The organism is Kitasatospora sp. NPDC087315 (assembly GCF_044744345.1).
In the GTDB taxonomy this organism is placed as follows: Bacteria; Actinomycetota; Actinomycetes; order Streptomycetales; family Streptomycetaceae; genus Kitasatospora.
This window is the reverse complement of the sequence record NZ_JBIUYD010000003.1, coordinates 111,836-138,199: the sequence shown is the minus strand read 5'-3', so window position 1 is coordinate 138,199 and position 26,364 is coordinate 111,836. Positions and strand designations below refer to the sequence as shown.

General features: G+C 71.3%; 20 protein-coding genes and 1 tRNA gene. 7 read left to right on the top strand and 14 right to left on the bottom strand.

The annotated features are described in order from the left end of the window. Positions 1-34 precede the first annotated feature (34 nt). Positions 35-1,132 (top strand): ADP-ribosylglycohydrolase family protein, encoded by a 1,098-nt coding sequence (locus ACIO5D_RS05585; RefSeq protein WP_400794012.1) that lies wholly within the window; start codon positions 35-37, stop codon positions 1,130-1,132. A gap of 12 nt (positions 1,133-1,144) precedes the next feature. Here ACIO5D_RS05585 and ACIO5D_RS05580 read toward each other — a convergent pair whose 3' ends face one another. The 4 genes from ACIO5D_RS05580 to ACIO5D_RS05565 form a co-directional block, all read right to left on the bottom strand. Further along, on the bottom strand, positions 1,145-2,518 hold the full coding sequence (locus ACIO5D_RS05580; protein WP_400794011.1) for a serpin family protein: 1,374 nt from the start codon (positions 2,516-2,518) through the stop codon (positions 1,145-1,147). A gap of 121 nt (positions 2,519-2,639) precedes the next feature. Next, entirely contained in the window at positions 2,640-3,854 is a 1,215-nt protein-coding gene (locus tag ACIO5D_RS05575; RefSeq protein ID WP_400756170.1) for a cytochrome P450, read from the bottom strand. Between the two features lie 81 nt (positions 3,855-3,935). Beyond that, entirely contained in the window at positions 3,936-4,676 is a 741-nt protein-coding gene (locus ACIO5D_RS05570) for an SIR2 family NAD-dependent protein deacylase (RefSeq protein WP_400756172.1), read from the bottom strand. A gap of 298 nt (positions 4,677-4,974) precedes the next feature. Beyond that, positions 4,975-5,048: transfer RNA gene (locus ACIO5D_RS05565), tRNA-Met, on the bottom strand. A 201-nt stretch (positions 5,049-5,249) separates the two neighbouring features. Between ACIO5D_RS05565 and ACIO5D_RS05560 the strand changes: the two genes are divergently transcribed. The 6 genes from ACIO5D_RS05560 to ACIO5D_RS05535 all read left to right on the top strand — a co-directional run bounded on the left by ACIO5D_RS05560 (position 5,250) and on the right by ACIO5D_RS05535 (position 12,033). Then, positions 5,250-5,990 carry a Crp/Fnr family transcriptional regulator gene (locus ACIO5D_RS05560; protein ID WP_363605839.1) on the top strand — a complete coding sequence of 247 codons (741 nt, stop codon included), beginning with the start codon at positions 5,250-5,252 and terminating at the stop codon, positions 5,988-5,990. 111 nt (positions 5,991-6,101) lie between these two features. Further along, positions 6,102-6,935, top strand: a complete 834-nt coding sequence (locus ACIO5D_RS05555; RefSeq protein ID WP_363605840.1) for a hypothetical protein — start codon at positions 6,102-6,104, stop codon at positions 6,933-6,935. Continuing rightward, complete coding sequence (locus ACIO5D_RS05550) at positions 6,932-9,232, top strand: hypothetical protein (protein WP_400794010.1); 2,301 nt, start codon at positions 6,932-6,934, stop codon at positions 9,230-9,232. The genes ACIO5D_RS05555 and ACIO5D_RS05550 overlap by 4 nt, the downstream gene beginning before the upstream one ends. A gap of 28 nt (positions 9,233-9,260) precedes the next feature. Further along, positions 9,261-10,220 (top strand): hypothetical protein, encoded by a 960-nt coding sequence (locus ACIO5D_RS05545; protein WP_363605842.1) that lies wholly within the window; start codon positions 9,261-9,263, stop codon positions 10,218-10,220. A 15-nt stretch (positions 10,221-10,235) separates the two neighbouring features. Beyond that, positions 10,236-10,778 carry a Pycsar system effector family protein gene (locus ACIO5D_RS05540; RefSeq protein WP_363605844.1) on the top strand — a complete coding sequence of 181 codons (543 nt, stop codon included), beginning with the start codon at positions 10,236-10,238 and terminating at the stop codon, positions 10,776-10,778. A gap of 88 nt (positions 10,779-10,866) precedes the next feature. Beyond that, the gene (locus tag ACIO5D_RS05535) at positions 10,867-12,033 is read left to right on the top strand and encodes a M48 family metalloprotease (RefSeq protein WP_363605845.1); all 1,167 of its coding nucleotides are present in this window, start codon (positions 10,867-10,869) and stop codon (positions 12,031-12,033) included. A gap of 65 nt (positions 12,034-12,098) precedes the next feature. Here the strand turns inward: ACIO5D_RS05535 and ACIO5D_RS05530 are convergent, their stop codons facing one another. From ACIO5D_RS05530 to nusG, 10 genes are all read right to left on the bottom strand, one after another. Continuing rightward, positions 12,099-15,992 (bottom strand): DNA-directed RNA polymerase subunit beta', encoded by a 3,894-nt coding sequence (locus tag ACIO5D_RS05530; RefSeq protein ID WP_363605846.1) that lies wholly within the window; start codon positions 15,990-15,992, stop codon positions 12,099-12,101. A 101-nt stretch (positions 15,993-16,093) separates the two neighbouring features. After that, positions 16,094-19,570, bottom strand: a complete 3,477-nt coding sequence (gene rpoB, locus ACIO5D_RS05525) for a DNA-directed RNA polymerase subunit beta (RefSeq protein WP_363605848.1) — start codon at positions 19,568-19,570, stop codon at positions 16,094-16,096. A gap of 731 nt (positions 19,571-20,301) precedes the next feature. Next, complete coding sequence (gene rplL, locus ACIO5D_RS05520) at positions 20,302-20,682, bottom strand: 50S ribosomal protein L7/L12 (protein ID WP_363605850.1); 381 nt, start codon at positions 20,680-20,682, stop codon at positions 20,302-20,304. A gap of 114 nt (positions 20,683-20,796) precedes the next feature. Next, positions 20,797-21,360 (bottom strand): 50S ribosomal protein L10, encoded by a 564-nt coding sequence (rplJ, locus tag ACIO5D_RS05515; protein WP_363605851.1) that lies wholly within the window; start codon positions 21,358-21,360, stop codon positions 20,797-20,799. Between the two features lie 363 nt (positions 21,361-21,723). Beyond that, on the bottom strand, positions 21,724-22,590 hold the full coding sequence (locus tag ACIO5D_RS05510; protein WP_400794009.1) for a hypothetical protein: 867 nt from the start codon (positions 22,588-22,590) through the stop codon (positions 21,724-21,726). 52 nt (positions 22,591-22,642) lie between these two features. Further along, the gene (locus ACIO5D_RS05505) at positions 22,643-22,849 is read right to left on the bottom strand and encodes a hypothetical protein (protein WP_400654504.1); all 207 of its coding nucleotides are present in this window, start codon (positions 22,847-22,849) and stop codon (positions 22,643-22,645) included. A gap of 107 nt (positions 22,850-22,956) precedes the next feature. Then, on the bottom strand, positions 22,957-23,751 hold the full coding sequence (locus ACIO5D_RS05500; RefSeq protein ID WP_400794008.1) for a hypothetical protein: 795 nt from the start codon (positions 23,749-23,751) through the stop codon (positions 22,957-22,959). A 196-nt stretch (positions 23,752-23,947) separates the two neighbouring features. Continuing rightward, positions 23,948-24,670, bottom strand: coding sequence for a 50S ribosomal protein L1 (gene rplA / locus ACIO5D_RS05495; RefSeq protein WP_363605858.1), 723 nt, complete (start codon positions 24,668-24,670; stop codon positions 23,948-23,950). A 77-nt stretch (positions 24,671-24,747) separates the two neighbouring features. Then, entirely contained in the window at positions 24,748-25,182 is a 435-nt protein-coding gene (gene rplK / locus ACIO5D_RS05490; protein WP_363605859.1) for a 50S ribosomal protein L11, read from the bottom strand. A gap of 162 nt (positions 25,183-25,344) precedes the next feature. Further along, complete coding sequence (nusG, locus tag ACIO5D_RS05485) at positions 25,345-26,238, bottom strand: transcription termination/antitermination protein NusG (RefSeq protein WP_400794007.1); 894 nt, start codon at positions 26,236-26,238, stop codon at positions 25,345-25,347. Between the last annotated feature and the right edge of the window lie 126 nt (positions 26,239-26,364).

Here is a 26,364-nt window from a genome sequence, read left to right as displayed (position 1 = left end):
GAACGGAATCCGTTGCGAACGAGGGGGACCGACGATGACGGAGTCGGGGTACACGGACCGGGTGCGCGGGGCGCTGCTCGGCGGGGCGGTCGGGGACGCTCTCGGCTGGCCGGTGGAGTTCCAGCAGCTCTACCAGATCCGGGAGCGGTACGGCCCGGCCGGGGTGACCGGGCTGCCGGCCGGCGGCCGGGTCGCCGAGGTCACCGACGACACCCAGATGACGCTGTTCACCGCCGAGGGGCTGATCCGCGGCTTCGTCCGGGGCTGGACGGGCGGCGGCTCGGTGCCGGAGGCCGTCCACGGTGCCTACCGGCGCTGGCTGCTGACGCAGCAGCAGGACGCGCCCGACCCCGGTCCACTCCCCCGCCCGTACGACGGCTGGCTGCTGCGCGAGCCGTTCCTGTACGCGCGGCGGGCCCCGGGCAACGCCTGCCTGAGCGGGGTGTCGCAGTACCCGGAGTTCCCGGCGCCGGTCGCGTTCGGGCAGCCGGGGCCGGTCAACGCGCACTCCAAGGGGTGCGGCACGGTGATGCGCTCGGCGCCGTTCGGGCTGGCCCGGCTGGGCGTCGAGCAGTCCTTCGGACTGGCCGCCCAGTGCGCGCAGCTCACCCACGGGCACCCGACCGGCTATCTGGCGGCGGGCGCCTTCGCGGCGCTGGTCGAGCGGCTGGCGGACGGGGTCGAGCCGTGGACGGCGGTCGGGCGGACCGTCGAGCAGACCGGCACCTGGCCGGGCGCCGAGGAGACGGTCCGGGCGCTGCACCGGGCGGTGCGGGTGGCCGAGGAGGGCGAGCCGTCGGCGGACGCGGTGGAGCGGGTCGGACTCGGCTGGATCGCCGAGGAGTGCCTGGCCATCGCGGTGTACTGCCTGCTGACCGCGGCCTCCGGGCCGGACCGGGCCCGGGCGGCGCTGCTGCTGTCGGTGAACCACTCCGGGGACAGCGACTCGACCGGCGCGGTCTGCGGCAACCTGGTCGGCGCGGCGTACGGCGCCTCGGCCCTGCCGGCGGAGTGGACCGAGGCGGTCGAGGGCCGGGAGACGCTGCTGCGGGTCGCCGACGACCTGGTGGTGCTGTTCGGCAGCCGGGAGCCGGCCCACCCGGCGCTCGGCGGGCGCTACCCGGCCGGGTGAGCCGGCGCCCGGTCACCCGGCCTGCGGGTCGGTGACCTGGCCGAGGAAGAGCGGCCGGCCGGTCGTGGTGTCCCGGACCAGGAACAGGAACGGCCGGTCGATGTGCAGCTCGACGGCCTGCCGCGGGGCCTGCGCGGCCGTTGCCACCACGCCCACGCCGCTGCCCGCGGCGGCCACCGTGCCCTCCTCGTCCACCTGGACGGTGGCCTTCTGCACCACCGTGCCGACCCTCAGCGACTCGTGCGCCCCCGGCCCGGTGAGGCCGCTGAGGTCGGCCGCGTCGAAGGCCGCCGCCACGCCGAGCGCGCGCAGCGCGGGCACCAGGTCGTCGGCGGTGTCGAAGCGGAAGCGCGGCAGGGTCAGATCGACCGGCCGCTCGGCGAGCGCGCCGAGGATCGTGTCGAGCTGGGCCTGGTCCAGGCCCTTGGCGAAGGCCGCGAAGCCGCCCTGCGCCGGCACCACCAGATCCATCGCCAACCCGCCGTCCTCATAGGGGAGTTCGACGGCCTGCCAGGGTTCCCCGAGGATGCCGCCGGAGCCCTCGGCATAGCGGAAGGTGCCGGTCTGGCCCATCGTGCCGACGTTCGGCGCGGAGCCGTCCAGCCGGTGGAACGGCCGGTCGGAGGTGTGCGCGGCCTTGAACGGCGAGGCCCACTTCGCCTTGAGGTAGAGCGCGTCGGTGAGCGCCAGCCTGGTGTCCGAGGTGATCGCGCCCTTCCCGAAGAGGTCCTTGATCCGCCCCTCGGTCGCCTTCTCCACGGCCGCGTTGACGGTCCTGCGGGAGCCGTCCGGGTCCTTGGCGAAGTCGGTGGCGTGGACGCCGGTGTCGAAGGCGGCGGCGAGGGTGCGCAGGTAGTCCTGGCCGAGCGGGAAGCCCTGCTGGGCCCAGAGCGCGTCGGACTGGCGCAGGGTCAGGCCGTCGGTCGGCGGGACACGGCGGTTGAGGGCGCCGGTGGCGAGCGCGTACTGCTCCGGGGCGAGGTCGGTGTGCAGGGCCCTGGCGAGTTCGTCGGCGGTGGCGCCGCGGGCGCCGGGCAGCAGCATGGCGAGCGCGGTGGCCAGGCCGGACGGGGAGAGCACGAGGTTGCGGCCCGCCTGGTCGGGGGCCGCGGTGAGGGTGTGCAGAAGGTCCAGGCCGAAGGCGCTGGTGGCGGTGGCGGTGGCGGCGACCCGGGCGGGGTCGACGGGCGCCGGGGTCTCGGGCGCCGAGACCCGGACGACCACGGGGTCGGCGGCGCCGGTGCTGCCGCAGCCGGTGAGCAGCGACGCGGCGAGCGCGGCGGTGAGCAGCAGCGCCGCCGGGCCGCGGGAGCTGCGGGCGGCGGGCGGGCGGCCGTCGCGGTGGAGACGGCGGTGGCTGCGATTGCGGCTGGTGCGGCTCGTCATGGCGGTTCGACGCGGCACCGGCCCGAGCGGTTCCGCCACGCCCTTTCCGGCGGCCCGGACCTCGGTCGGCCCGGGTCTCCCGGCGGCCCGGGTCTCCCGGCGGCCCGGGCCTCTCGGGGCCTCAGACCTCGACCAGCAGTTCCTCCAGCCCGCGGATCACATAACCCGGGCGCCACTCGGGCTCGCGGACCAGCCGCAGGCCCGGCGCCCGGCGCAGCAGCGCGCCGTACGACTCGGTGAGCTCAAGTCTGGCAAGGGGAGCGCCCAGACAGAAGTGGATTCCGGCGCCGAAGGTGATGTGCGGGTTGTCGGCGCGGCCGAGGTCGAGCCGGTCGGGGTCGGCGAAACGCTCCGGGTCGCGGTTGGCGGAGCCGAAGAGCAGCGCGATCTCGGAGCCGCGCGGGATGGTCACCCCGCGCACCTCGATGTCCTCCAGCACCCAGCGCTCGAACATCTGCAGCGGGGTGTCCCAGCGCATCAGCTCCTCGACGGCGGTGGGCAGCAGTTCGTCCACCGAGCCGCGCAGCCGGGCGAGTTCGTCCGGGTTGCGGAAGAGCGCCCACCAGCCGTTGCCGGTGGTGTTGACGGTCGCCTCGTGGCCGGCGTTGAGGAGGAGCACGCAGGTGGAGATCATCTCCTGCTCGCTGAGCGCGTCCGAGCCCTCCTGGGCCTGGATCAGCGCGCTGATCAGGTCGGAGCCGGGGGCGGTCCGGCGCTCGCGGATCAGGGTCCGCAGGTAGTCAGAGAACTCGATGCTCGCCGTGACGGCCCGGCGGGCGGCCTCCTCGGTGGGGTTGAGTTCGAACATGCCGGTGATGTCGGCGGACCACGGCCGCAGCAGGTGCCGGTCGGACGCCGGCACGCCCAGCATCTCGGCGATCACCGCGACCGGCAGCGGCTCGGCGACGGCGCTGATCAGGTCCCCGCCGCCGGCCGCGAGCAGCCCGTCCACCAGCTCCCCCGCCAGCCGCTGGACGGTCGGCCGCAGCCCCTCGACCATGCGCGGGGTGAACGCCTTGGACACCAGCCGGCGGATCCGGGTGTGGTCCGGGGCCTCCAGGTCGAGCAGCCCGTGGTCGTTGAGGGTGTGGAACGGCTCGTGCGCCGGGTCGGGCACGGGCCGGCCGAACTCCTCGTGGGTGAACCGGTGGGTGTACGTGCGCCCGAGCCGCCGGTCCCGCAGCAGCGCGCTGACATCCTCGAAGCGCGACACCAGCCACTGCCCGGTCGGCTCGTAGTACGTCACCGGCGCCTGCTCGCGCAGCTCGGCGTACGCGTCGTACGGATGGGCCACGAACGCCGCCGACCAGGGGTCGAACTTCGCCGTCGTCGTCATTGCTCGATCACTCCAGGCTGTGAGGGGAAGCCGGAAGGATTATCGTACGCATGCGGCCGGTTCGCCCCGGGGCCCACCCGGTCAGACCGATCCGGCCAGCAGCCGCCGGACCAGCGCCGGGAGGGCGATGGAGATCGGCTCACGGACCACCTCGGCGGCGGCCTCGTCGAACGGGGTCGGCTCGCCGTTGACCACGATCAGACGGGCGCCGGACTCGACGGCGATCTGCGGGAGGGCGGCCACCGGGTAGACCTGGAGGCTGGTGCCGACCGCGACGAAGAGGTCGCAGGCCCTGGCGATGGCGTCGGCCTGCTGGAGCACCACCGGATCCAGGGCCTCGCCGAACATCACCGTGCGGGGCTTGAGCACCCCGCCGCACTCCTGGCAGGCGGGATCCGGCTCGCCCGCCGCGACCCGCTCCAGCGCCTCGGCCATCGACCCGTGGACCCCGCAGCGCACACACTGCACCTCCCGTGCGGTGCCGTGCAGTTCGAGCACCTTGCGGGCGGGCAGACCGGCCCGCTGGTGCAGGCCGTCGACGTTCTGGGTGAGCACCCGCACCGGCAGGCCGCCGCGCTCCAGCTCGACCAGCGCCCGGTGGCCGGCGTTGGGCTCGGCGGCGAGCGCGCCCGCGTCCCGGCGCATCAGCCAGGCCCGCCGGCGCACCTGCGGATCGGTCAGGTAGGGGCCGATGGTGACCAGCTCCTGGGCGGCCGGGTCGCGCTGCCAGAGGCCGTTCGGACCGCGGTAATCGGGGATGCCGGAGCCGGTGGAGATGCCGGCACCGGTGAGCACGGCGATCAGCGGGCGCTTCGCGTTCATGCCCCGGACGGTACGGGCACCCGCGCCGCGGCCGCCACCGGAAATCCGGATGCGCCGCGTCAACTCCCGTCGCACACCGGCCCGTCAGCGCCTTCCCGGGGTGAGGGTGCCGCGGCTGGAGAACGGGCCTCGCTCAGGAAAGGAGGAAATGTGTGCCCGGGAAAACCCCGGCGCCATCCGCGCCCGTTCCGAAACGGCTTCGGAAGCCGAGAGCGAGTTGGGACCGCAGACACCGCCCCACCCGCCCGGAAATGCCGAAGGGCCCGGAGGCGAAATGCCTCCGGGCCCTTCAGTGCAGTAGCGGGGACAGGATTTGAACCTGCGACCTCTGGGTTATGAGCCCAGCGAGCTACCGAGCTGCTCCACCCCGCGTCGGTAAACCCGACTCTACGCTACTTCGGCCGGGAAACCGAATCGGTTTCCCCGGGCCCCTCGGGCCGCACCGGGCAGCCGGGCGAAACACCGCCGGACGGGGGCGATTTACGCCATTCACCGACGAGCCGGCCCGGTAGCGAGTAGCTTGTTTGACCGCGCTCAACCTGCCGAAGCGAGATCACGTCGGGGGCTTCAGCCATGGTCAACACGCCTGCCAGCGTGGCCGTTCAGCAGTCCGACGGCCACCGGCCCGGATCGGGGCGGAGCCTCGACGACCGGGTGCCCTTCCTCGCCCGGCTGGAACAGGCCGAGCGGACCGCTCTGCTCTCCCTGGGCCGGCGGCTCCGGTACCCGCCCCGGTCCACCGTGATCAGGCAGGAGGAGCCGTCCGACCACGTGCTGCTCATCCTGCACGGGTGGCTCAAGGTCACCGCGGCGGCGCCCAACGGCTACGAGGCGCTGCTCGCGCTGCGCGGCCCCGGCGACATCGTCGGCGAGTCCGCCGCCCTCAGCGGGCGGCCCCGCGCCGCCACGGTGACCACCCTGGAACCGGTGGAGGCGGTGGCGGTCGACCGGACCACGTTCACCGCCCACCTGCAGCGGGCCCCGGCAACGGCCCTCCAGTTGCTGGCGCTCTCCACCGACCGCCTCCGCACCGCGGACCGCCGGCGGCTGGACTTCGCCTCGCTCAGCGTGAGTGAGCGGCTTTCGGACCTGCTGCTGGAGCTGGCCCGCACCCACGGGAGCCCGACCGACGAAGGCATTCTCATCACCGTCCCGCTCAGCCAACAGGAGCTGGCCGGCTCGGTCGGAGCCTCCCGGGAGGCCGTCGCCCGGCTGCTCAGGTCGCTGCGCGACCGGGGGGTGGTGATCACCCGTCGCCGCTCCCTCGTCATCGCCCGGCCCGACGTCCTCCGGCGCAGCGGCCAATTCGGCTGACCGACGGGCGGGTTCTGTGCACACGGTCACAGAGCGAGTACGTCATCCGCCCTCACGCCGAACGGCGGTGTCCCCGCAGGCTGGTGCCCGAGGACAACCCGAGAGGCAACCATGACCGAGTCGGTGAACCGCACCATCCTGCTGTTCGACATCGAGAAGTTCGGCAGGCGCGACGATGTCGAACAGGCCTTCATGCGCCGCATGCTCTACTCCGTGCTGCACGAGACCCTTCGGAGCGCGGGGGTCGAGCCGACCGAGCAGCGCCTGGAGGACCGCGGGGACGCGGTGATGGTGCTGATCAGCCCCACCGTGCCGAAGGCGCGGCTGCTGCGGGCCCTGCTCACCGAGACGCCCGCCCTGCTGCGGAGCAACAACCGGCTGGCGGCCGCCAGCGCCCGGGTACGGCTGCGGACCGTGCTGGCCGCCGGTGAGGTCGCGGTGCAGGAACTGGGCGGCGCCCTCGGCGGCGCGGTCGGCTGGGATCTCAACCAGGCGTTCCGGCTGCTGGACTCCGACGCCCTGCGGGAGGCGCTCGCGCTCGGCGACGGCCAGAGCGTGCTCTGCGTGTCCGACACGGTGTACCAGGGAATCGTCCGGCACGGCCACCACGGCGTTCCCGCCGGGGAGTTCCGCCGGATCACCACCGAGGGCAAGGAGGGTCCGCTCACCGCCTGGCTGCACGGGAACCGGGCGGGGGCCGCCCTCGCCTCCGCAACCGGCCGGGAGCCCAGCCCCGCCGAGCCCGCCCCCGCCGAATCCAGCCCTGCCGAGCCCGCCCCCGCCGAGCGCACCGCCGGCCGGGCGGCGGCCGGCGGCATCCAGTTCCTCGGCGGAGCCCCCTCCTTCGGCGGCAGCCTGGTCGCCGGCGACCAGCACATCGTCTCCGGCGGACAGGTGCACGGCGATGTGAACATCGGCACTCCCCGCCCCGACGGTGACCGATGACCGCCGCCCAGCCGGCGGGCGAAGCCCCCCAGCCGGCCGCCGCCTCCGCCGACCAAGAGCCGGCCCAGCCCGCCGAGGAGCAGCCGGAACCGCAGGAAGCCCCGCCCGAGCAGCCGCAGAACGCCTGGGAGGCCGCCCAGGAACTGCTGGAGCACGCGCCGGAGAGCTTCACCGGCCAGGGCTACTTCTTCACCGGCGGGACACCGCACTTCGGTGGCGGCCTGGTCGGCGGCGACCAGCACACCGTGTCCGGCGGACAGGTGCACGGTGACGTCGTCACCGGCCAGAAGACGACGATCTACCAGATCGGCGCTCGGATCGGCGCCGCCTTCGGCACCCCCCTGCACGGTTCCGGCGAGGTACCCGCCCCCGAACTGGACGCCCTGGAAAGCGTCTTCCAGGACGGCCCGGTGTTCCCGGCGGCCCTCGACATGCTGCGCGAAGCCCGGGTCCTGGTCCTGGCAGGCCGGAGCGACAGCGGCCGCCGGTCGGCCGCTCTGATGCTGCTCCACCGGCTGGGCGCCCGCCGGATCCGCAGCCTCGACCCCGACGTCTCGCCCTCGTCCCTGCTCACCGGCGTCGAACGGGCCGACGGGTATCTGCTGGCCGACTACACCACGCCGCGCAGCCGGCCGTTCCGCCCGCACCACCTGCTCCGGCTGCGGGAGTACCTGGACAGGGAGAAGAGCTATCTGGTGATCACCGTCGCCAGGTCCGCGTCCTTCCGGGAGCTGGCACCGCTCGACTGGGAGCCCCCTGCCCCGGAGGACGTCCTGACAGCCCACCTGCGTGGCCTGCTGGCCGGCGCGCCGGCCGAGCGGATCACCGGGCTCCTCTCCCTGCCGCCGGTCCTGGAGTTCCTCGCCAAGACCCGTCCGATCAGGGAACTCGCCGAGTTCGCCGCGCCGTTGGCCGGCTGCGCCACCGAGGCCGACGACCAGCCCGGCCTCGCCGAGTTCGGCCAGGGGGTGGTCCAGGAACAGGTCGGCCGCTGGTTCGGGGACCCTGACCTCCCGCTCCGCGAGAAGGCGTTCCTGCTCTCACTGGCCGTCTTCGACCACGCCCCGTACGCGCTCACCGCGGAACTCTCCGACCAACTGTTCCGCCGGCTCGAAGCCATCGACGCACCGGGGCGGAAGGAGGGCATCCCGCCGTTCGGCAATTCGATCGAGGAGCGGCTGGCGCTGGCCAGGGCCGAGCTGACCGAGGAGAACGAGCAGACCCCCTGGGGCCCGGTGCCCCAGCGGATGGCATCCTTCGCGGACCACCGGACCTCGCACACCCTGCTGCGCGAGACCTGGATCAGCCACCCCTCCGCCCGGCCCGCCATCCTCGGCTGGCTCAACGCGCTGGCCACCGACCCGCGGCCGCTGGTCCGGACCCGGGTGGCCTCCGCCGCGGCCCTGCTCGCCTCCGTCGACCTCTCCTCGGCCATGGGCCGACTGCTCGGGCCCTGGTCCGAGTCGAAGGACTTCCGGCTCTGTCTGCAGGCGGCCAACACCCTCGCGCTCGCCTACTACGCGGGCACGGCGGCCGTCCCGCGCATCCTGCACGACTGGTGCCAGGACGACAACGCGCGCCGCCGCTGGAGCGCCATCCGCGGCTACGCGCTGCTCGGCCACCTCCTGCCGGCCCAGGCCCTGGAGGCGTTCGCCCTCGCCGCCGACCGGCTGACGGAGGACGAACTCACCGAACTCGCCGAGGAGGTGAAGCTCGGGGACCGGCCCCAGCCGTCCGAACACCCCACCGGGTACCAGGCGCTGGGCCTGGTCGAGGCGGCCGAGCTGCTCATCCTCTCCCCCGCCGGCCCCGAGGCCCTCGCCGCGCTGGTCCGGTGGCTGTCCGGCCCCCCTCAGCTGCGGCAGCTGGCACTCGCCGTCTTCCTGACCGCCGCCCAGCGCACCGAGGGTGAGCAGGACCCGGCCGGGCGGCCCCTGCTGCTCGGCTGGTACGCCGAGAGCCACCGGCCCGAACCGGGCGAGGCGGTGGAAGTCACCACCCTTCCGGGCCAGGACGGACCGGCGGCGGTCCGGACACTGCTGACCGTCCTGTGGCGGACCGCGCTCGCCGACCGGAGCTACGGCCCGGCCGCCCTGCGGGTCCTGCGCGGCTGGCTGTTCAGCGCTCTCCCGCTGCCCGAGGTCGAGGCCGAACTCGCCGACCTGCTCGCCGCACTCACCGTCACCGACCGCGACCGGCTGCGGCTCAGCCACCTCCTCCGGACCACGCGCGACGGCCTCGGCACCGACGGCACCGGCGCCGTGGACCGGCTGCTGCTCAACCTCAGCCCGCACTGATCCGCCCTCGACCCAGGAGCACCAGCGCATGCCGGAGCACCACCGACCCCACGCCGCGGCGGGCCACGCCACCCCGCTGACCGACCCCGTCCTGACCGTCCGCCCGCTGGGCAGGTCGGTCGGCCTGACCCGGCGGCTGGCCACCCAGGCCGACAGCGCACTGGTCCTCTCCACCGCCAAGGGCGGCTACCAGGTCTACCTCCCGCCGCATCGCCCCGGCCTCACCGATCTGGTCGGCCGCGCCTACCAGGCGGCGTACGAGGTGGATCTCGCCGTCCACCACCTCCGTCTCACCGAGCGGCTCCCCGGCCAGGACGACGTCGGCGCCTTCGAGGCCGTCGTCGACGTCGACTGGCAGGTGTCGGCCGCCGAACGCGTCGTCATGAGCCGGATCCGCGACGTCCCGGCCCTGCTCGCCCCCCGGATCCGGCAGCGGATGCGCGTCACCGCCCGCACGCTCGCCACCGACCTCAGCGGCGAGGCCGAACTGGCCGTCCAGCGGGCGCTCGACGAGCAGCCGCTCGCCGACACGGAGGGGCTCCGGGTGACCTGCGCCGTCCGGCTGGACCTCGACCCGGCCGCCCAGGCCCAGAAAGAACTGCTCCGCAGCTACCACTTCAGCCGGCAGGCCCACCCGCTCGCCCTGCGCCAGGTCCAGGAGGAGAACGAGATCCTCGCCGCGAAGTCGAAGTTCTACCAGTACCACCTGGAAGAGGGCGGGGTGGCCGCCTGGGCCCTCCAGCTCGCCCAGCACCCGGACGACCTGCCGCGGGCGCTCGAACACCTCCGCGGTGAGCAACAGGACCTGGTCCGCAACCAGATCCATCTGGTCGAAAAGCTGCTGGGCCAGGGCACCTTCGAGCAGTTCCAGCTGGAGGACTCCTCCCGGGCCGCGCTGGAGGCGATCACCGCCATCCTCCGCCAGGCTCCCGGCTCCGGCGTCACCCCGGAGCTGGGCACCGGACCGGCCGCTCCGTACCCGAACTGACCTGTGGAGCCGACCATGCCCACCGCCCCCACACCGTCCCCCGCGCCGTCCCCCACTCCGCCTCCGACCGCCGGTTCGGCCGGCGGGACCGCGCTGCTCGCCGAGTTGCGCACCGAGATAGCCCGCGCGGACAGCAAGGCCGCCATCCTGGTCGCCGCCCTCGGCGTGCTGGTCGGAGTCCTGGGAGGCCTGCTCGCCGGCGGCGACTGGCGCCCGGAGCGGCTCGCCGGGCCGGCCGAGGTGCTCCTGATCTCCGGCGCCGCCGGCCTGGCCGCCTCGCTGCTCTCGCTCCTGCTCGCGGTCCTGCCCCGCTACCGGCGGAGCACCTGGTGCCCGGGGCGTCCGCTCGCCTACTTCGGCGACATACGCCGCGCCACCCGGCAGGGCCTGCTGGCCGAAGCCCTCGCCGACACCGAACGGCTCGCCACCGAGGGCGTGCTGACGGCACTCGCCGACACCAGCCTGATCGTCTCCCGGAAGCACCGCTGGGTCCGGACCGGGGTGTTCTCCTTCGGGCTCGGGATGCTGCTGCTGGTCACGGCCCTGCTCATCGGCTGACCCCTCCCGCACGTCCGTCCGCACCGCCGCACCACTCGTCGACCGTGCCCGGCGCCGTTCCCGCGCGCCCATCACCGAGGATCCCGCCATGTCCGAGCCGACCTTTCCGGCCGCGCCCCAGCCCGCCGCACCGCAGTGCCCGACGATCCCTCCGCAGTACCCGACGCCGACGGGCGAAAGCCGGCCCGCCCCGACGTACCCGACCGTCCCACCCGTCGCACCGCCGTACCCCACACCCTCGAGGACGGCGCCCCCCGCGCCCCCGAAGACGGCCCCGCAGCCGTCCGCCGACCGGCCGGTCGACCCTGCCGTCGACATCGCACCGCACACCGGCCGGGTCCACCTCGCCGCCCGCCAGCGCGGCGCGGACGCCACCACACTCGGACAGCTGGCCCTCCAGCTGCCGCACTTCCTCTGCAGCCTGGCCACGGTCTGGCTGCTCTCGCTCCTCCTCCCGACCGCCCTCGGCTACCTGGTGATCGCCCTCTGGGTCGCCTCCGGCGCCCTGGTCTTCCACCGCCCCACCGAGCGCCTGCTCGCCCGCTACCTCTTCCATCTGCGGGTCCCGCTCCGCTCCGACCTGGAACGGCTGGAGCCGATCTGGCAGCAGGTCACCATGAAGGCCGGTGTGGACGGCTCCGTCTACGACCTCTGGATCGAGGAGAACCACCAGCTCAACGCCTCGGCGGCGGCCGGACACATCGTCAGCGTCACCCGCTACTCGCTGGAGAAGCTCCCGCCCGCCCAGCTCGCGGGCGTCCTGGCCCACGAACTCGGCCACCACCGCGGCGGTCACGCCTGGGCCACCCTGCTGGGCTACTGGTACTCCCTGCCGGGCCGGCTCACCTGGCTGGCGTTCCGGTTCGCGGCGTCCTTCCTGTTCCACTTCACCGCGTTCTTCTCCGGTCTCGGCGCCCTCGCGGTGGCCATCGCCTGCGGCGCCCTGGCCGTCGCCGCCGCGCTCGTCTTCCCGCCGCTGCTGATGGTCCTGGTCACGCCCTACCTGATCGCGGCGGTCGGCCGGCGCTCCGAGCTCCGGGCCGATCTGCAAGCGGCCGAAGCGGGATTCGCCGACGCCATGCTGGAGGTCCTGCACACCTTCCGGGCCGCGGAGGCGGCGGAGCTCGAAGCCGCCCGGAGGGCCAACGGGGGCCGGCAGGTGCGGCCGGGCCTGGTCGCCCGTCTGCTCTCCACGCACCCCGACCCCCACACCCGGATCCGGCGGCTGGAGGACTGGCGCGCGGCCCGGCGGTGACCGCCCCCGAAACGCCGCAGGGCGGTCACCCCGATTCGGGGTGACCGCCCTGCGGTACGAGACCGTCAGCCCGTGTAGGGGCCGTAGTCGTAGTCGTCCAGCGGAACCGCCTGGCCGGAGCCGGCGCCGAAGGGCGACAGGTCGTAGTCGTCGTAGCCGACGGCCGAGTACATCGCGGCCTTGGCCTCTTCGGTCGGCTCGACCCGGATGTTGCGGTAGCGGGGCAGACCCGTACCGGCCGGGATGAGCTTACCGAGGATGACGTTCTCCTTGAGGCCCAGCAGCGGGTCCGACTTGGCGTGGATCGCCGCGTCGGTGAGGACCCGGGTCGTCTCCTGGAAGGAGGCGGCCGACAGCCAGGACTCGGTGGCCAGCGAGGCCTTGGTGATACCCATCAGCTGCGGACGGCCGGAGGCGGGGTGACCGCCCTCGGAGACCACCCGACGGTTCTCGGTCTCGAAGCGGCCGCGCTCGACGAGCTCGCCCGGGAGCAGCTCGGCGTCGCCCGACTCGATGATCGTCACACGGCGGAGCATCTGCCGGATGATGATCTCGATGTGCTTGTCGTGGATCGACACACCCTGCGAGTTGTAGACCTTCTGGACCTCGGCGACCAGGTGGATCTGGACGGCACGCTGGCCCATGATCCGCAGCACGTCGTGCGGGTTGGTGGCACCCATGGTCAGCTTCTGGCCGACCTCGACCGCCTCGCCCTCGCTGACGAGCAGCTTCACACGCTTGGAGACCGGGTAGGCGATCTCGTCGGTGCCGTCGTCCGGCGTGACGACCAGCTTGCGGGTCTTCTCGGTGTCCTCGATGCGGACCCGGCCCTGGGCCTCCGAGATCGGGGCCACACCCTTGGGGGTACGGGCCTCGAAGAGCTCGACGACACGGGGCAGACCCTGGGTGATGTCGTCACCGGCCACACCACCGGTGTGGAAGGTACGCATGGTCAGCTGGGTACCGGGCTCACCGATGGACTGGGCGGCGATGATGCCGACCGCCTCACCGATGTCGACCAGCTTGCCGGTGGCCAGCGAACGCCCGTAGCACATGGCGCAGGTGCCGACGGCCGACTCACAGGTCAGGATCGAGCGGGTCTTGACCTCGCCGATGCCGTGGCGGATCAGCTCGTCGATCAGCACGTCACCGAGGTCGGTGTTGGCGGTGGCAAGGAGCTTGCCGTCCACCGTGATGTCCTCGGCGAGCATGCGGGCGTAGACGCTGGTCTCGACGTCGTCGGCCTTGCGGAGCACACCGTCGACGCCCACGGAGCCGATCGCCAGCTTCAGGCCGCGCTCGGTGCCGCAGTCCTCCTCGCGAATGATGACGTCCTGGGAGACGTCGACCAGACGACGGGTGAGGTAACCGGAGTCGGCGGTACGCAGAGCGGTGTCGGCCAGACCCTTACGGGCACCGTGGGTGGAGATGAAGTACTCCAGCACGGACAGGCCCTCACGGAACGACGCCTTGATGGGACGGGCGATCGTCTCGTTCTTCGCGTTCGACACCAGACCACGCATACCGGCGATCTGGCGCATCTGCATCATGTTTCCACGAGCACCCGAGTCGACCATCATGAAGATGGGGTTCGTCTTCGGGAAGTTCTCGTTCATGGCCTCGGCGACCTCGTTGGTCGCCCGGGTCCAGATGCCGATGAGCTCCTGCTTGCGCTCGTCGTTGGTGATCAGACCGCGCTCGTACTGCTTCTGGATCTTCTCGGCCTGCGCCTCGTAGCCCTCAAGGATCTGGCCCTTGCTCGGCGGGACGACGACGTCGGAGATCGAGACGGTGACACCGGAACGGGTCGACCAGTGGAAGCCGGCCGCCTTCAGGTTGTCCAGGGTCGCCGCGACGACGACCTTCGGGTAGCGCTCGGCCAGGTCGTTGACGATCGCGGAGAGCTGCTTCTTGCCCACCTCGTAGTCGACGAACGGGTAGTCCTCGGGCAGCAGCTCGTTGAAGAGCGCGCGGCCCAGGGTGGTGCTCAGGCGGAAGGACTCGCCCTCGAACCAGGACGACTGGCCGTCCTCGTCCACCGGCGGGGTCCAGCCGCGCGGCGGGACGGTGCCGATCGGCAGACGCAGCTCGATCGGGGCCTGGACGTCCAGCTCGCGGGCGTCGAAGGCCATGATCGCCTCGGCGGTCGACGAGAAGGTGCGGCCGGCGCCCTTCACGTTCTCGCGGTCCGAGGTGAGGAAGAACAGACCGAGCACCATGTCCTGGGTCGGCATGGTGACGGGGCGACCGTCGGCCGGCTTCAGGATGTTGTTCGAGGACAGCATCAGGATGCGGGCCTCGGCCTGCGCCTCCGCGGAGAGCGGCAGGTGGACGGCCATCTGGTCGCCGTCGAAGTCCGCGTTGAACGCGGTGCAGACGAGCGGGTGGATCTGGATGGCCTTGCCCTCGACCAGCTGCGGCTCGAAGGCCTGGATGCCGAGGCGGTGCAGGGTGGGCGCACGGTTCAGCAGAACCGGGTGCTCGGCGATGACCTCTTCGAGGACGTCCCACACGACCGGGCGGGCGCGCTCGACCATGCGCTTGGCCGACTTGATGTTCTGCGCGTGGTTCAGGTCGACCAGGCGCTTCATCACGAACGGCTTGAAGAGCTCCAGCGCCATGGCCTTGGGCAGACCGCACTGGTGCAGCTTGAGCTGCGGGCCGACGACGATGACCGAACGGGCCGAGTAGTCGACTCGCTTGCCGAGCAGGTTCTGACGGAAACGACCCTGCTTGCCCTTCAGCATGTCGCTGAGGGACTTCAGCGGGCGGTTGCCCGGGCCGGTGACCGGACGGCCGCGGCGGCCGTTGTCGAACAGCGCGTCGACGGCCTCCTGGAGCATGCGCTTCTCGTTGTTCACGATGATCTCGGGGGCACCGAGGTCGAGCAGGCGCTTCAGGCGGTTGTTGCGGTTGATCACGCGGCGGTACAGGTCGTTCAGGTCGGAGGTCGCGAAGCGGCCACCGTCCAGCTGCACCATCGGACGCAGGTCCGGCGGGATGACCGGGACGCAGTCCAGCACCATGCCGTTGGGCTTGTTGGTGGTCTGCAGGAACGCGGAGACGACCTTGAGGCGCTTCAGCGCACGGGTCTTCTTCTGGCCCTTGCCGGTGCGGATGATCTCGCGCAGGCGCTCGGACTCCTCCGCCAGGTCGAAGGTCTCGAGGCGGTCCTTGAGGGCCGCCGCGCCCATCGAGCCGGAGAAGTAGGTGCCGAAGCGGTCGCGCAGCTCGCGGTAGAGCAGCTCGTCGCCCTCGAGGTCCTGGACCTTGAGGTTCTTGAAGCGGGCCCACACCTCGTCGAGGCGGTCGAGCTCGCGCTGCGCGCGGTCGCGCAGCTGCTTCATCTCGCGCTCGGCGCCCTCGCGCACCTTGCGGCGCACGTCGGCCTTGGCGCCCTCGGCCTCCAGCTCGGCCAGGTCGGTCTCGGCCTTCTTGGCACGGGCCTCGAGGTCGGAGTCGCGGCGGTTCTCGATCTGCTGACGCTCGACCGAGACGTGCGCCTCCAGGGACGGGAGGTCGCGCTGACGGCGCTCGTCGTCCACCCAGGTGATCATGTAGGCGGCGAAGTAGATGACCTTCTCGAGGTCCTTCGGCGCCAGGTCGAGCAGGTAGCCCAGACGCGACGGGACACCCTTGAAGTACCAGATGTGGGTGACCGGAGCGGCCAGCTCGATGTGGCCCATCCGCTCACGGCGCACCTTGGCGCGGGTCACCTCGACGCCGCAGCGCTCACAGATGATGCCCTTGAAGCGGACGCGCTTGTACTTGCCGCAGTAGCACTCCCAGTCCCGGGTCGGGCCGAAGATCTTCTCGCAGAAGAGGCCGTCCTTTTCGGGCTTCAGGGTGCGGTAGTTGATGGTCTCCGGCTTCTTGACCTCGCCGTGCGACCACTGGCGGATGTCGTCGGCGGTGGCCAGGCCGATGCGGAGCTCGTCGAAGAAGTTGACGTCAAGCACTGGTCGTCAAGCCCTCTTTCGTAAGTCGAGAGTCGTTCATGTGGTCTGAGGGGGGCCTGGGGGCGGGCCGGCTGCTCAGCGGGCAGCCGGCCCAACCTCCGTCAGACCTCTTCGACGCTGCTGGGCTCGCGCCGGGACAGGTCGATGCCGAGCTCCTCGGCGGCGCGGAACACGTCCTCGTCGGAGTCCCGCATCTCGATGGACTGGCCGTCCGAGGACAGCACCTCCACGTTGAGGCAGAGCGACTGCATTTCCTTGATGAGCACCTTGAAGGACTCGGGAATGCCGGGCTCGGGGATGTTCTCGCCCTTGACGATGGCCTCGTAGACCTTCACGCGGCCGAGAACGTCGTCGGACTTGATGGTGAGCAGTTCCTGCAGCGCGTAGGCCGCGCCGTACGCCTCAAGGGCCCACACCTCCATCTCACCGAAGCGCTGACCACCGAACTGCGCCTTACCACCGAGCGGCTGCTGGGTGATCATCGAGTACGGACCGGTCGAACGGGCGTGCAGCTTGTCGTCGACCAGGTGGTGCAGCTTGAGGATGTACATGTAGCCGACCGAGACCGGCATCGGGAACGGCTCGCCGGAGCGGCCGTCGAACAGCCGGGCCTTACCGGTGGAGTTCACCAGGCGCTCACCGTCACGGGTGAGGGTGGTGTTGTCCAGCAGGCCGGTGATCTCGTCCTCGCGGGCGCCGTCGAAGACCGGGGTGGCGAGGTTGGTGCCACCCTCGACGGTGTCGGCGCCGATCGCCTGCAGGCGCTGGGCCCACTCGTCGGCGAGGCCGGAGACGTCCCAGCCCTGCTTGGCGAGCCACCCGAGGTGGATCTCCAGGACCTGTCCCGGGTTCATTCGGGACGGGACACCCAGCGGGTTCAGGATGATGTCGACCGGGGTGCCGTCCTCCAGGAACGGCATGTCCTCGACCGGCAGGATCTTGGAGATGACGCCCTTGTTGCCGTGACGGCCGGCGAGCTTGTCACCGTTGGTGATCTTGCGCTTCTGGGCCACGTAGACGCGGACCAGCTGGTTCACGCCGGGGGGCAGCTCGTCGCCCTCTTCGCGGTCGAAGACGCGGACGCCGATGACCTTGCCGGACTCACCGTGCGGCACCTTGAGCGAGGTGTCGCGGACCTCACGGGCCTTCTCACCGAAGATCGCGCGCAGCAGGCGCTCCTCCGGGGTCAGCTCGGTCTCACCCTTCGGGGTGACCTTGCCGACCAGGATGTCGCCGGTGACGACATCGGCGCCGATGCGGATGATGCCGCGCTCGTCGAGGTCGGCGAGGACCTCCTCGGAGACGTTCGGGATGTCCCGGGTGATCTCCTCGGGGCCCAGCTTGGTGTCACGGGCGTCGACCTCGTGCTCCTCGATGTGGATCGAGGAGAGGACGTCGTCCTGCACGAGGCGCTGCGACAGGATGATCGCGTCCTCGTAGTTGTGACCCTCCCAGGACATGAACGCCACGAGCAGGTTCTTGCCGAGGGCCATCTCGCCCTCGTCGGTGCAGGGACCGTCCGCGAGCACCTGGCCGGACTCGACCCGGGCGCCCTCGTCCACGAGCACCTTCTGGTTGAAGGCGGTGCCCTGGTTGGAGCGGGTGAACTTGGCGGCGCGGTACGTGGTGTACGTGCCGTCGTCGTTGGCCACGGTGACGTAGTCGGCCGAGACCTCCTGGACGACACCCGCCTTCTCGGCCGTGATGACATCGGCGGCGTCGACCGCGCAGCGGTACTCCATGCCGGTGCCGACCAGCGGGGCCTCGCTCTTCAGCAGCGGCACCGCCTGGCGCATCATGTTCGAGCCCATGAGCGCGCGGTTGGCGTCGTCGTGCTCGAGGAACGGGATCATGGCGGTCGCGACCGACACCATCTGGCGCGGCGAGACGTCCATGTAGTCGATCTCGCTGCCCGGGATGTAGTCGATCTCGCCGCCACGGCGGCGGACCAGGACACGCGGCTCGGCGAAGTGCAGGTCCGCGGTCAGCGGGGCGTTCGCCTGGGCGATGACGTAGCGGTCCTCCTCGTCGGCGGTGAGGTAGTCCACCTGCTCGGTGACCACACCGTCGACGACCTTGCGGTACGGGGTCTCGATGAAGCCGAAGGCGTTGACCCGGCCGTACGAGGCCAGCGACCCGATCAGACCGATGTTCGGGCCTTCGGGGGTCTCGATCGGACACATGCGGCCGTAGTGCGAGGGGTGCACGTCACGGACCTCGAAGCCGGCGCGCTCACGGGAGAGACCGCCGGGGCCGAGGGCGGACAGACGGCGCTTGTGGGTCAGGCCCGACAGCGGGTTCGTCTGGTCCATGAACTGCGACAGCTGGCTGGTGCCGAAGAACTCCTTGATGGAGGCGACGACCGGCCGGATGTTGATCAGGGTCTGCGGCGTGATCGCCTCGACGTCCTGGGTGGTCATGCGCTCGCGCACGACGCGCTCCATACGGGCGAGACCCGTACGGACCTGGTTCTGGATGAGCTCGCCGACGTTGCGCAGGCGGCGGTTGCCGAAGTGGTCGATGTCGTCGACCTCGACCACGATGTCGCGGCCGGCGTCGTCACGCCACTCGGTCTCGCCCGCGTGCAGCTTCACCAGGTACTTGATCGCACCGATGATGTCGGGCTCGGTGAGCACGCCGGAGTCCAGCGACTCGGCGTTGCCCAGCTTGCGGTTGACCTTGTAGCGGCCGACCTTCGCGAGGTCGTAGCGCTTCGGGTTGAAGTAGAGGTTCTCGAGCAGCGTCTGCGCGGCCTCACGCGTGGGCGGCTCGCCCGGACGCAGCTTGCGGTAGATGTCCAGCAGCGCGTCGTCCTGGCCCTGGGTGTGGTCCTTCTCCAGGGTGGCGCGCATCGACTCGTACTCGCCGAACTCCTCGAGAATCATCTCGTTGGTCCAGCCGAGAGCCTTGAGCAGCACCGTGACGGACTGCTTGCGCTTGCGGTCGATGCGGACACCGACCATGTCACGCTTGTCGATCTCCATCTCGAGCCAGGCACCACGCGAGGGGATGACCTTGCAGGAGTAGATGTCCTTGTCGGACACCTTGTCCAGGGTGGAGTCGAAGTAGACACCGGGGGAACGGACGAGCTGGGAGACGACGACACGCTCGGTGCCGTTGATCACGAACGTGCCCTTGTGGGTCATGAGCGGGAAGTCGCCCATGAAGACCGTCTGAGACTTGATCTCACCGGTCTCGTTGTTCGTGAACTCGGCCGTGACGAAGAGCGGGGCGGCGAACGTGAAGTCGCGGTCCTTGCACTCGTCAATCGAGTTCTTCGGCGGCTCGAAACGGTGGTCGCGGAAGGTCAGCGACATCGACCCACTGAAGTCCTCGATCGGGGAGATCTCTTCGAAGATCTCCTCCAGACCGGACTTCGTGGGGACGTCCTGACCACTCTCCAGGGCCGCCTCGACCCGGGACTTCCAGGCCGCGTTGCCGAGCAGCCAGTCAAAGCTCTCGGTCTGCAGGGCCAGGAGGTTCGGGACCTCAAGGGGCTCCTTGATCTTCGCGAACGAGACGCGGAGCGGGGCGGTGGATGCGGCGGAATTGTTCGAGGCGTTGCGCGGCGCGGCCAAGAGGGGGGTCCTTCCGAGGGCTCGGAGCTCACTGCGCGCGTACCAGCCGGGCCTGGACGGGTTTGGTGCCGCCTTCCGCCACTGGCCTCCGCCGGGATCGAAATCCCAGGTCAGAGCCGTTTTGCGAAGGCAGTGCCAGACCCCTTCAGGGCAACGCCGACTCCGGGCGACGAGTCACGGAGCAGCTAACAGGCAGCGCAAAGGGACAGTGTAGCCAAACGGCACACTGCTGTCCAGCTCTGATTCGGAGACCGAATCGGAGACTCCTCCCGGTAGCCGGCGGACGCGTACGTCCACCGGGTACTGCACTGGCCCGGACACCGCCGGGCCCCATAACTCACGTGGAGTCACTTCCCGCTGAAGCCGCTGGTTATGCATCCAGCGGCGAACCAACCGGGCGGACTCGCGCCTTGAGAATCGCGCGCCGCGCCTGGTTCGTCAAGGGCCGGCCTCCGGCGCGGACCTCGACCCGTCCATCGGCCGGAAGCCCCCTGGCGTTACAGAAGCCGTGGTGGGGGCCACAGACGATGACAGCGATCACCATACCCGCCCGCACCGACAGTGCCGAGTGGGCTCTCGGCCACACTGGCGGCGGGCCTCCCGGGGGCCCGCTGGGGCCGGGTACGCGAAAAGGCCGGGCCGACCACCCGCAAGGGTGATCGGCCCGGCCTCGGGCCCCCTCAGAGGGGGCTCGGGGGTACTGCCTCCCGGCCGTCAGGGCCGGGAACAAGTCACTTGACGGTGACCTTGGCGCCGGCGGCCTCGAGGGCGGCCTTGGCCTTCTCGGCAACGTCCTTGGCAACCTTCTCCAGGACCTTGGCACCAGCGGTGTCAACGAGGTCCTTGGCCTCCTTCAGGCCGAGGGAGGTCAGGGTGCGCACCTCCTTGATGACCTGGATCTTCTTGTCGCCGGCACCCTCGAGGATGACGTCGAACTCGTCCTGCTCCTCAGCGGCCTCGACCGGGGCGCCCGGGGCAGCGATGCCCACGGCGACCGGGGCGGCAGCGGTGACGTCGAACTTCTCCTCGAAGGCCTTCACGAAGGCGGCGAGCTCGATGAGGGTGAGCTCCTCGAACTGCGCGAGCAGCTCGTCCTGGGACAGCTTCGCCATGATTGGCGTCCTTCCACTAAATCGGCAGGTGGTGCCGTATGTACGGGTTGGGCGGGCACGGGCCCGCAGCGAGGCGGTCAGCCTGCGGCCACGTCCTGGAGGGACATGGTGGTACTACTCCGCGGCCTCGTCCTCGGCGGCGGGAGCCGGCGTACCGGCACCGCCCTGCTCGACCTTGTCGCGAAGCGCGTCCACAGTGCGGACGAGCTTCGAGGGCAGGGCCTGGAAGAGCGCGGCAGCCTGCGACTGCTTGCCCTTCATGGCGCCGGCCAGCTTGGCGAGCAGCACCTCGCGGGACTCGAGGTCCGCGAGCTTCTTGATCTCATCGGCGGTCAGCGCCTTGCCGTCAAGGACACCGCCCTTGATGATGAGAGCGGGGTTCTCCTTGGCGAAGTCACGCAGAGCCTTCGCCGACTCCACCGGGTCACCGGTGACGAAGGCAACAGCCGTCGGACCCGCGAACAGGTCGTCCAGCTCCGTGATCCCGGCCTCGTTGGCAGCGATCTTGGTCAGCGTGTTCTTCACCACGGCGTACTGGGCGTTGTCACCCAGCGAGCGACGCAGGGTCTTAACCTGCTTCACCGTCAGACCGCGGTACTCGGTCAGCACGGCCGCGTTCGAGGCACGGAACTTGTCCGTGATCTCGGCGACGGCGGCAGCCTTGTCGGGCCTTGCCATAGGCTTACGCCTCCTTCCGTGATGTCGAAGTCGGGCCGACCGCGAAAGTCGACCATCTGCGCCTCGGACCGACCGGTCGTACGGAAGGAAAGCTCCTGCGGAAAAGCAGATGAGCCCCGGTGCGCAGGCGCACGGGGCTCAGTTCGACCTCGACAGGTGCACGCGAGACGCGCGAACCCGGAAGTCCAAGCTCCAAACACTCCTGCGCGGGCTGCCTGCGACAAGTCGCAGATCCTTCGGTCCCGTACTCCTCGCGGAGGCACGGCGACAACCAGCGGTCTTTGGCTCCGGTAACAGTAGCCGTACTCCGCCGTCCGGGGCAAATCGGCGCAGGTCGGCCCCTCGGAACGGCCGGCGGCGCGGTCAGCGGGCCAGTGAGGAGACGGTGCGGGTGCCGACGTCCTTGGTGTCCGCCTCGGCGGGGGCCTGCACCGAGAGGGGGCCGGCGAAGTCGGTGTAGAGCACCGAGTCGTCCGTCCGGCCGCTGTCCCCGGTCCCCGTGCGCTCCAGCTTGACCAGCTGGTCCTTGTCGTTCAGCCAGAGGTCCAGGGTCAGCGAGACCGAGCCGCCGGGAGCCAGCGCGGCCCGCAGCCCGTCCCGGCGGGCCTGGCTCAGCTGGGTCTGGGCGGCCGCGTACCGCTCGGCGCTGGTGGTGACCCGGTAGTGCTCCACCGTCGAGTCGTCGAACTTCTCCTCGCCGACGTACTGCGGGTCCGTCCCCTCGGCGGTGGCGGCGGCCAGCGCCTCGACCGGGTTGAGCAGGTCGATCAGCCCCGCGTACGGGATCTCCCGGTGGCCGTCCTGGCCCGGCTCGCCGGAGAACCGCTCCCAGTGCTTCCCGCCCAGCCGGGCCGCGGTGGCGGTGTCGCCGCCCTGGTAGGCCACGGTGTCCACGACGATCAGCTGCTCGGCGTCGGCCGGGGTGGAACGTTTGACCTGGAGGGCGGTCTTCGGCTGCCAGAACAGCGGTCCGGAGCCGGCGTCCGCCCCCAGCCGGTAGCTGACCTTGGCCCGGCGGGCGGTCTGCATCGCGAGCTGGGCCGAGAGCAGGACACCGTGCGGCGACCGGTCGGTCGGCTTGGCCGGGCCGGTCGGGGAGGCGCTGGTCGGGGTCGGGGTCGGGGTGCCGGACGGCTCCGGCGAGAGGCCGGAGGCCTGGCCGCACGCCGTCAGACCGCTCGCCAGCAGCACGGCAGCCACCGTGGCCGCCAGTCGCCGCCGCACCACCATTGCCCGACTCCCCTTTCGACCGGCCACCGGTCCCGGCGGCTCCGCTCCCCGCTCACCATGCCACCCGCTCCGCGACCTGCCGCCGCCACCCCCCTCGTACGCGAGCCGGGCGGGCTCGGCCGAAGAGCGCGAGCAGGTCCTTCTCGCCGCCGAGGTCGCCGTCCGTGCCGACCACCCGGATCCCGATCGCCCCGGCCTCCCCCTCGCCCGTCACGTCGGCCGCGGTGACGGCGACGGAAGCGAGGCGCGGAGCGCGCATGGGGGGTCCCCCATGTGATCGAACTCCAAGCTGATTCTCAGCTCATGTGCAGCGGACTCTAACGGATCGCCAGGTCCGCCCGGCCACAACGCGCGGCCCCCGGCGGCTCAGTCCGTCGCGGCCGGTGGCTCCGTACCCGCCCCGGGCTCGGAGACGTCCGTCGTGGTGACCACGGTCGCGCCGGTCCCCTGGGCGGTGGCGCGCAGCCGCAGCAGGCGGTCCCCCGGCGCGACCCAGAAGTCGTAGCCGATCGCCGTGACCCCGCGTTCCCGGTAGTAGGCCAGCACCGCGGCGAGCCGGTCGGCGGTGAGCCCCTGATCGGCGCCGAAGAAGTCGGTCACCGGAGCGGTGGCCCGGTAGTGCGCCACCGTGGCGCCGGCCAGTTCCTCGCCACCGAGCGAGGTGAACCTGCCGGTCAGCGCCATCGTGTACGCCCGGCCGCCCGGGTTGGCGACCAGCCCGGTCATCCAGCCGCCCGCGTAGCCGCCCGGGCCGGCGCCGGCCGCCGCGCGCGGGTCGAGCGACTCAGCGTCGGCCCGGTCCGCGTGCCTGGCCGGCCCGCCCTGGTACGCGAGGTCGAGCGCGCCGTTCCGGGCGGTCAGCAGGCCGGTGCCCAGCTCGTCGGTGACGGTCAGATCGGCCGTGTCGCGGGCGCCCCAGACCAGCGTGCCGCTCGCGGTGCGCCGCCCGGCCGGGCCCTCCTCGACCACGTCGACCCGCGCGCCGCCGACGTCGTCCAGCGTCCGGACGGCCGAGAGCAGGACCTGCTTGGGCGGCCGGACGGTGCCCCGCTCGCCGTCGGGGGTGCGGTTCCCCGGCACTCCCATCCCGCTGCACGCCGCCGTGGCGCCGAGCAGCAACAGGGCCGCCACGAGGGCGGCGGGTCGAAGGGCTGGCGGCACGGCAACACTCCGGCGGTCGGCTGATCGATCACATGCGCGGACCGGCCGAGCGTACGACGGACCGCGCACCGGTCGCGCCCCGCCCCGGTCCCGGTCCGGGAACGACGACGGGCCCGCACCCCCGGTGAAGGGGTACGGGCCCGTCGTACGGACTACTGCTGCGCCCAGGACGCGGCTACCGGTCGGAGCGGGAGGCTCAGAGGGCGGCCGGGTCCTCCTCGACCAGGAGGTTGCGGGTGCGGTTCGGGTCCACCTGGATGCCGGGGCCGATCGTGGTGGAGACCGCGGTCTTCTTGATGTAGCGGCCCTTGGCGGCGGACGGCTTGGCGCGGAGCACCTCGTCCAGCGCGGCGGCGTAGTTCTCGACCAGCTGCTCGTCGGTGAAGGAGACCTTACCGATGATGAAGTGCAGGTTCGAGTGCTTGTCGACGCGGAACTCGATCTTGCCGCCCTTGATCTCGTTCACGGCCTTGGCCACGTCCGGGGTCACGGTGCCGGTCTTCGGGTTCGGCATCAGGCCACGGGGACCGAGCACGCGGCCGAGGCGGCCGACCTTGCCCATGAGGTCCGGGGTGGCGACGACGGCGTCGAAGTCGAGGCGGCCCTTGGCGACCTCGTCGATGAGCTCGTCGGAGCCGACGATGTCGGCGCCCGCAGCACGCGCGGCCTCGGCACGCTCGCCGGTCGCGAAGACCAGGACCCGAGCGGTCTTACCGGTGCCGTGCGGGAGGATCACGGTGCTGCGGACCATCTGGTCGGCCTTGCGCGGGTCGACGCCCAGACGCATGGCGACCTCGACGGTGCCGTCGAACTTGGTGGTGCTGGTCGCCTTGGCGAGGCGGATGGCCTCGAGGGGGGCGTAAAGGCGCTCGCGGTCGACCTGAGCGTCCGCGGCCTTCAGAGCCTTGCTGCGCTTCACTGCTGCTCCTGAATGATGAATGGAGTTGTGGTATCAACGGGCCGCGCTGGCCCTACCACAGGGACGAAAAGAGCTGGTCAGCCCTCGACGGTGATGCCCATCGACCGGGCGGTGCCGGCGATGATCTTCGACGCCGCGTCCAGGTCGTTGGCGTTCAGGTCGGGCATCTTGACCGTGGCGATCTCGCGGACCTGGGCGCTGGTGAGCTTGGCGACCTTGGTCTTGTGCGGCTCGCTGGAGCCCTTGTCGACGCCCGCGGCCTTCAGGATGAGGCGCGCGGCCGGCGGCGTCTTCGTGATGAAGGTGAAGGAACGGTCGTCGTAGACCGTGATCTCCACCGGCACGATCATGCCGCGCTGCGACTCGGTCGCGGCGTTGTAGGCCTTGCAGAACTCCATGATGTTGACGCCGTGCTGGCCCAGCGCGGGGCCGACCGGCGGCGCCGGGTTGGCCGCACCGGCGTTGATCTGGAGCTTGATAAGCCCCGTGACCTTCTTCTTCTTGGGAGGCATTTCTCTCCGGGTCCTTCCGAGAGGTGATTGCTGGCGCGTGCGAGGCCGGGGCGACACCCGGCCGCCTGCACACACATCGGACCAGGCTAACGCGGATGCGCCGCTGGACCAAAACGACTTCGGGGCGGGGCCGAAGCCCCGCCCCGAAGCAGTGGCTTCGTACTAGTTCTTCTGGATCTGGTCGAAGGAGAGCTCGACCGGGGTCTCCCGGCCGAAGATCTCGACCAGGCCCTTGACCTTCTTCGAGTCCGGGTTGATCTCGTTGATGGTCGCCTGCAGGGTCGCGAACGGGCCGTCGGTGACGGTGACCGAGTCGCCGACCTCGAAGTCGAGCACCTGGATCTCGCTGGGCTTGACCGGGGAGGGCTTGCCGGCCTCCTTGGCCGCCTGGCGCTCCACGTCCGGGGCGAGCATCTTGACGACCTCGTCCAGGGTCAGCGGGTACGGGTCGTAGGCGTTGCCGACGAAGCCGGTGACACCGGGGGTGTTCCGCACGACGCCCCAGGACTCGGGGGTGAGGTCCATGCGCACCAGGACGTAGCCGGGGAGCTTGTTCTGGCGGATGGTCTTGCGGTCGCCGTTCTTGATCTGGACGACCTCCTCCTGCGGCACCTCGGCCTGGAAGATGTACTCCTCGACGTTCAGCGAGACCGCGCGCTGCTCCAGGTTCTGCTTCACCCGGTTCTCGTAGCCGGCGTAGGTGTGGATCACGTACCACTCGCCCGGCATGAAGCGCAGGTCCTCGCGGAACTTGGCGACCGGGTCGACCTCGACGGCCGGCTCGGCCTCCTCGGCGGCCTCGTCGGTGGCCTCCTCGTCGGCGGCGTCCTCGGCGGCGGGCTCCTCGTCGGACTCCACGTGCAGCGCGGCCTCCTCGGCGGGCTCGCCGGCCTCGGCCTCGTCGTACGCCTCGGCCTCGTCCTCGTCGCTGTCCGCGGCGTCCACGATCTGCTCGGCGGACTCGGCTTCGACAGCCAGCTCGGCCGCGTCCAGCTCGGCGGCGACATCCGCCTCGCGGACGGTCTCGTCGGCGTCGTACAGGGGGGACTCAGACACGGTGGCTGCTTCTTTCCTGGAGATGGTGAAGGTGGCGCGCTCCGGGATCGACTTCGGCGCGGCTCCGCTCACGCGGGCGCCAGGAGACGTCTCGGAGACTTCAACAGTACCGAGTCAACGGTAGCG

What these genes read in the sequence shown, in the direction of transcription:
- ACIO5D_RS05570 (WP_400756172.1), bottom strand. Translation starts at nt 4,676, where the DNA reads ATGAACGCGAAGCGCCCGCTGATCGCCGTGCTCACCGGTGCCGGCATC.
- ACIO5D_RS05505 (WP_400654504.1), bottom strand. Translation starts at nt 22,849, where the DNA reads ATGCGCGCTCCGCGCCTCGCTTCCGTCGCCGTCACCGCGGCCGACGTG.
- rplK (WP_363605859.1), bottom strand. Translation starts at nt 25,182, where the DNA reads ATGCCTCCCAAGAAGAAGAAGGTCACGGGGCTTATCAAGCTCCAGATC.
- ACIO5D_RS05535 (WP_363605845.1), top strand. Translation starts at nt 10,867, where the DNA reads ATGTCCGAGCCGACCTTTCCGGCCGCGCCCCAGCCCGCCGCACCGCAG.
- ACIO5D_RS05545 (WP_363605842.1), top strand. Translation starts at nt 9,261, where the DNA reads ATGCCGGAGCACCACCGACCCCACGCCGCGGCGGGCCACGCCACCCCG.
- ACIO5D_RS05550 (WP_400794010.1), top strand. Translation starts at nt 6,932, where the DNA reads ATGACCGCCGCCCAGCCGGCGGGCGAAGCCCCCCAGCCGGCCGCCGCC.
- ACIO5D_RS05575 (WP_400756170.1), bottom strand. Translation starts at nt 3,854, where the DNA reads ATGACGACGACGGCGAAGTTCGACCCCTGGTCGGCGGCGTTCGTGGCC.
- ACIO5D_RS05540 (WP_363605844.1), top strand. Translation starts at nt 10,236, where the DNA reads ATGCCCACCGCCCCCACACCGTCCCCCGCGCCGTCCCCCACTCCGCCT.
- rplL (WP_363605850.1), bottom strand. Translation starts at nt 20,682, where the DNA reads ATGGCGAAGCTGTCCCAGGACGAGCTGCTCGCGCAGTTCGAGGAGCTC.
- ACIO5D_RS05555 (WP_363605840.1), top strand. Translation starts at nt 6,102, where the DNA reads ATGACCGAGTCGGTGAACCGCACCATCCTGCTGTTCGACATCGAGAAG.
- ACIO5D_RS05510 (WP_400794009.1), bottom strand. Translation starts at nt 22,590, where the DNA reads ATGGTGGTGCGGCGGCGACTGGCGGCCACGGTGGCTGCCGTGCTGCTG.
- ACIO5D_RS05585 (WP_400794012.1), top strand. Translation starts at nt 35, where the DNA reads ATGACGGAGTCGGGGTACACGGACCGGGTGCGCGGGGCGCTGCTCGGC.
- rplJ (WP_363605851.1), bottom strand. Translation starts at nt 21,360, where the DNA reads ATGGCAAGGCCCGACAAGGCTGCCGCCGTCGCCGAGATCACGGACAAG.
- ACIO5D_RS05580 (WP_400794011.1), bottom strand. Translation starts at nt 2,518, where the DNA reads ATGACGAGCCGCACCAGCCGCAATCGCAGCCACCGCCGTCTCCACCGC.
- ACIO5D_RS05560 (WP_363605839.1), top strand. Translation starts at nt 5,250, where the DNA reads ATGGTCAACACGCCTGCCAGCGTGGCCGTTCAGCAGTCCGACGGCCAC.